General features: G+C 72.4%; 4 protein-coding genes. 2 read left to right on the forward strand and 2 right to left on the reverse strand.

Annotated features, from left to right (window positions below; translation table 11 throughout):
- Positions 1–37 precede the first annotated feature (37 nt).
- Positions 38–1,810, forward strand: coding sequence for a substrate-binding domain-containing protein (locus tag E1258_RS30055; RefSeq protein ID WP_132407045.1), 1,773 nt, complete (start codon positions 38–40; stop codon positions 1,808–1,810).
- Positions 1,811–1,856: 46 nt separating this feature from the next.
- Here the strand turns inward: E1258_RS30055 and E1258_RS30060 are convergent, their stop codons facing one another.
- Together E1258_RS30060 and pyk are read right to left on the reverse strand one after the other, a co-directional pair.
- Positions 1,857–2,741 carry an acyl-CoA thioesterase II gene (locus tag E1258_RS30060; RefSeq protein ID WP_132407047.1) on the reverse strand — a complete coding sequence of 295 codons (885 nt, stop codon included), beginning with the start codon at positions 2,739–2,741 and terminating at the stop codon, positions 1,857–1,859.
- Positions 2,738–4,186, reverse strand: coding sequence for a pyruvate kinase (gene pyk, locus E1258_RS30065; RefSeq protein ID WP_007072104.1), 1,449 nt, complete (start codon positions 4,184–4,186; stop codon positions 2,738–2,740). The genes E1258_RS30060 and pyk overlap by 4 nt, the downstream gene beginning before the upstream one ends.
- 405 nt (positions 4,187–4,591) lie before the next feature.
- Here pyk and E1258_RS30070 point away from each other — a divergent pair.
- The coding region (locus E1258_RS30070; protein WP_132407049.1) for a lycopene cyclase family protein at positions 4,592–4,695 on the forward strand (104 nt) is incomplete at its 3' end.

Raw genomic sequence — 4,695 nt, forward strand, 5'->3', positions numbered from 1 at the left:
CCCCTGAACCGCCCGACCCGCATCCCTGGAGGATCCAATGACCGCCGGCCAGCGTTCCGCCCGCACGTGGCTGCCGTACACGGTGGCCGTCGTCGCCGGGCTCGCGGTCATCGCCGCGGCGTACGTGATCGTGCGGCCGGCGCCCGGCGCGGACCGCTCGGGATGTGTGGCGCTGGAGGTGAACTCCTCGACGGAGAAGGCCGCTCTGGTCGGCCAGCTCGCCGCCCGCTACAACGCCGCCGACCGGCGCTTCGGCGGGCGCTGCGCCGAGGTGACCGTGCACGGGCTCAACTCGGGCAAGGCGATGGAGGCCCTCGCCGCGGGGAACTGGTCCGGCCGGCAGCCGACGGTCCCGGCCCCGCAGGTGTGGCTGCCGACGTCCTCGCTGTGGACCGGGCGGCTGCGGCTGCTCGACGAACAGGCGGGCCGGGCGGCGCAGACCCCCGACCAGTACCCGTCGATCGCCAACAGCCCGCTGGTCATCGCCATGCCCCTGGAAAAGGGTGAGCTGGTACGCCAGCGCGGCCGGCTCGGCTGGGCGGACATCCTCGGGCTCTCCGGCGAGGCCGGCTGGGCGGCCTTCGGGCGGCCCGAGTGGGGCCGGTTCACCTTCGGCAAGGACAACCCCAACCTGTCCACCTCGGGGCTGGCGGCCACCATCGCCACCTACTACGCGGCGGTGCGACGGGCCAGCGACCTGACGAAGGCGGACCTGGCGAAGCCGGCGGTGACCCAGTTCGTCCGCCGGATCGAGGCGAACGTCTCGCACTACAGCGACGACTCGGTGGACCTGCTGCGCGACCTCGCCGAGGCGGACCTCGGCGGGGCCGGCGACGCGCGGGCCCGGGACATGAGCGCGATCGTGGTGCAGGAGGAGCTGGTCTACCAGTACAACGAGGGGCAGCTCAGCCCCGTCCCTGGCCAGAAGCCACGGGTGCCGCTGGTCGGGGTGCACCCGAGCGAGGGCACGTTCAACCTCGACCACCCGTACGTCGTGCTGCCCTCGGCCGACCAGGCGCAGCAGGCGGCGGCCCAGGACTTCCTGGCCTTCCTCCAGGAAGGCCCGCAGCAGCGCAGCTTCACCGACCTCGGCTTCCGCGACCACGAGGGCCGGGCGTCGGACGCTCTGGTCGCCGCCGTCCGGGGCGGGCCCGGCGGACAACTGACCTACTTCGACCCGCCGGCGCCCGAGGTCGTCGACGCGATCCTGCGCGGGTGGAGCACGCTGCGCAAGAAAGCGAACATCCTGCTCGCCGTGGACACCTCCGGGTCGATGAACGCACGTGTGGGCGGCCGTACCCGGTTCCAGGTGGCCACCACCGCCGCCGATCGGGCCGTCGGGCTGCTCAACTCCGCCGACCGGGTGGCGCTGTGGTCGTTCTCGTCGGAGACGGACCAGCGGCCGGGAAAGCCGTACAGCGAGGAGGTCCGGCTGGGGCCCTACGACCGGGCCGCGTTCACGCGCCGGCTCACCGGGCTGCGGGTGGGGGGCAACACGGCGCTGTACGCGACGGTCCGCGCCGCGCACCGCCGGCTGCTCGACAACTACGACCCGGACCGGATCAACGCGGTGGTGGTGCTCACCGACGGCAAGAACGAGTACCCCAAGGACAACGACCTCGACCGGCTGCTCGCCGACATCGAGCTGGACCCGAACCGGCCGGTCAAGGTGTTCTGCGTCGCGTTCGACCGGGAGTCCGACCTGGCCGCGCTGGACCGGATCGCCGGGGCCAGCGCCGGCAAGGCGTTCGACGCCACGGACCCGGCGACGATCGACGAGGCGTTCGTGAAGCTGGTCAGCAGCTTCTGATCAGCCGCCCGCCGACCAGCGCCCGCTGGTCGGCGGCTCCCGCCGATCAGCGGCCGGCTCGGCGCAGCAGACCCTCCTGCACGGAGCTGGCGATGTGCCGGCCGTCGGTGGTGAACATCCGGCCGGTGGCCAGCCCTCGGGCCCCGGAGGCGGACGGGCTCCAGCAGTCGTAGAGGAACCACTCGTCGGCCCGGAACGGCCGGTGGAACCACAGGGCGTGGTCGAGGCTCGCCCCGACCACGCCGCCGGGGCCCCAGACCTCGCCGTGCACCGACAGCACCGAGTCCAGCAGGGTCAGGTCGGAGGCGTACGTCAGGGCGCAGGCGTGCAGCAGCGGATCGTCGGGGAGCTTGCCGTCGATGCGCATCCACACCCGCTGGTGCGGGTCGGCGGGGCGGTCGCCGGGGCGGACCCAGCCGGGCTCGCCGACGTAGCGCACGTCGATCGGGCGGGGGATCTGCCCCCAGATGCCCAACCGTTCCGGGTACCGGGCGAGGCGGTCGGTCATGGTGGGCACGTCGTCCGGCCACGGCACGTCGGGCGGGGTGGGGGCGTGGTGGTCCAGCCCCTCCTCCTCGCGCCGCTGGAACGACGCCGACATGAAGAAGATCGGTTTGTCGTGCTGGAGCGCCACCGACCGGCGTACCGAGAACGACCGGCCGTCGCGGATGTTCTCCACCTGGTACTCGATCGGCTCGGCCGGGTCGCCGGGGCGGACGAAGTAGCCGTGCAGGGAGTGGACGAACCGTTCGGGGGCGACCGTGCGGCCGGCGGCGACCAGGGCCTGACCGGCGACCTGGCCACCGTACACCCGCTGCGGGCCGACCGGGGGGCTCATCCCCCGGAAGGTCATCGCGTCGGTGTGCTCAAGGTCGAGGACCTCCAGCAGCTGGTCGACGGCCGCCTGGCCGACGGTCGCCCCGTCGGTCACTGCAACGCCCGCGCGGAGGCCGCGTCGACCAGCGAGCCGAGCTGGTGCACGCGCAGGGTGTTGGTGGAGCCGGGGGTGCCGGGCGGGCTGCCGGCGACGATTACCACGTAGTCGCCGGGGTTGGCCCGGTCGAGGCCGAGCAGCGCCTGGTCGACCTGGCGGAACATGTCGTCGGTGTGCTCGACGAACGGCATCAGGAACGTCTCCACGCCCCAGCAGAGGGCGAGCTGGCTGCGCACCTCGGGCACCGGGGTGAACGCCCACAGCGGCAGGTCGCAGTGCAACCGGCTGAGCCGCTTCACGGTGTCGCCGGTCTGCGAGAACGCCACCAGGGCCTTCGCGCCGATGGCCCGGGCGATCGACGACGCGGCCACGGTGAGCGCCCCGCCGTGGGTGCGCGGGTCGTGCTGGAGTCGGGGCACCCCGATCGAGCCGGCCTCGGTGGTCGTGATGATCTTGGCCATGGTGCTCACCGTGAGCACGGGGTACTTGCCGACGCTGGTCTCGCCGGAGAGCATCACCGCGTCCGCGCCGTCGAGCACGGCGTTGGCCACGTCGGACGCCTCGGCCCGGGTCGGCCGCGAGTTCTCGATCATGGAGTCGAGCATCTGGGTGGCCACGATGACCGGCTTGGCGTTCTCCCGGCACAGCTGCACGGCGCGCTTCTGCACCAGGGGGACCTGGTCCAGCGGCAGCTCGACGCCGAGGTCGCCACGGGCGACCATGACGCCGTCGAAGGCCAGCACGATCGCCTCCAGGTGATCGACCGCCTCCGGCTTCTCGACCTTGGCCAGCACCGGGCGGCGGACGCCCTCCTCGTCCATGATGTTGTGGACGAGCTTGATGTCCTCCGCCGAGCGGACGAAGGACAGCGCGATCATGTCGGCGCCCAGGCCGAGGGCGAAGCGCAGGTCCTCGGCGTCCTTCTCCGACAGCGCGGGGACGCTGACCGCCACGTTCGGCAGCGAGACGCCCTTGTTGTTGGAAACCGGGCCGCCCTCGGTGACCAGGCAGCGGATGTCGTTGCCGGCCACCTCGCTGACCTCGACGGCCACCCGACCGTCGTCGATGAGCAGCCGGTCGCCGGCCTTCACCTCCTGCGGCAGCTTGCGGTAGGTGCAGGAGACCCGGTCCTTCGTGCCGAGAACGTCGTCCCCGGTGATCACGACCGAGTCGCCGGTGCGCCACTCGTGCGGGCCGTCGGCGAACCGGCCGAGCCGGATCTTCGGGCCCTGCAGGTCTGCGAGCACGGCCACCGGCCGGCCGGCGGCGTCGGCGGCCTCGCGGACGAGTCGGCAGACCGCCTCGTGGTCCGCGTGGCTTCCGTGGCTGAAGTTGAGCCTCGCCACGTTCATGCCCGCTTCGACGAGCCCCCGGATGCGCTCCGGGGACGAGGTTGCGGGACCAAGGGTGCAGACGATCTTCGCGCGGCGTGTCACGCCCATCAGGCTAGTCTCTCCTCCGGGTCGGTCTGCGGGCCGACCCCTTTCGGACTACGGAACAGTTGTTCAACGACGCGTCGCACCCGCGCAGCCGGCGGGCGAAACCGCACCGGAAGCATCGTCCGGAGTCGTCGTGTGTCGGCGGGCATCGGCGACCGCGCGCCGGGAATCGTACCCCCCGCCGTCACCTCCGTCGGACGCGCTCCCCGCCGCCACGCATGACGCTAGCAGCGCGCGGCGGCAGACCGCCGTCACGATCACGACAGCCGCGGTCCTACCGGCCGGCACCGCCGCCGGAGAAGACGTCAGCTCTGCGTTCGTCCGGCCGAGCCCCGCACCCTTCCCTCTGAGTGATCAAGCCACTACCTTCTGAATGATTCTCGTAACCAGTGGTGAGTGAGGGGTCGCGTGGAGGAGTTCGACTACGTCGTGGTGGGCGCGGGCGCGGCCGGCTGCGTGCTGGCCAACCGGCTCAGCGCGGACCCGGCGACCCGGGTGCTGCTGGTCGAGGC

Source organism: Micromonospora sp. KC207, assembly GCF_004348615.1.
Lineage (GTDB): Bacteria > Actinomycetota > Actinomycetes > Mycobacteriales > Micromonosporaceae > Micromonospora.

Excerpts from the sequence above, each read along its gene's own strand:
- pyk (WP_007072104.1), bottom strand. The coding sequence starts at position 4,186 with ATGGGCGTGACACGCCGCGCGAAGATCGTCTGCACCCTTGGTCCCGCA.
- E1258_RS30055 (WP_132407045.1), top strand. The coding sequence starts at position 38 with ATGACCGCCGGCCAGCGTTCCGCCCGCACGTGGCTGCCGTACACGGTG.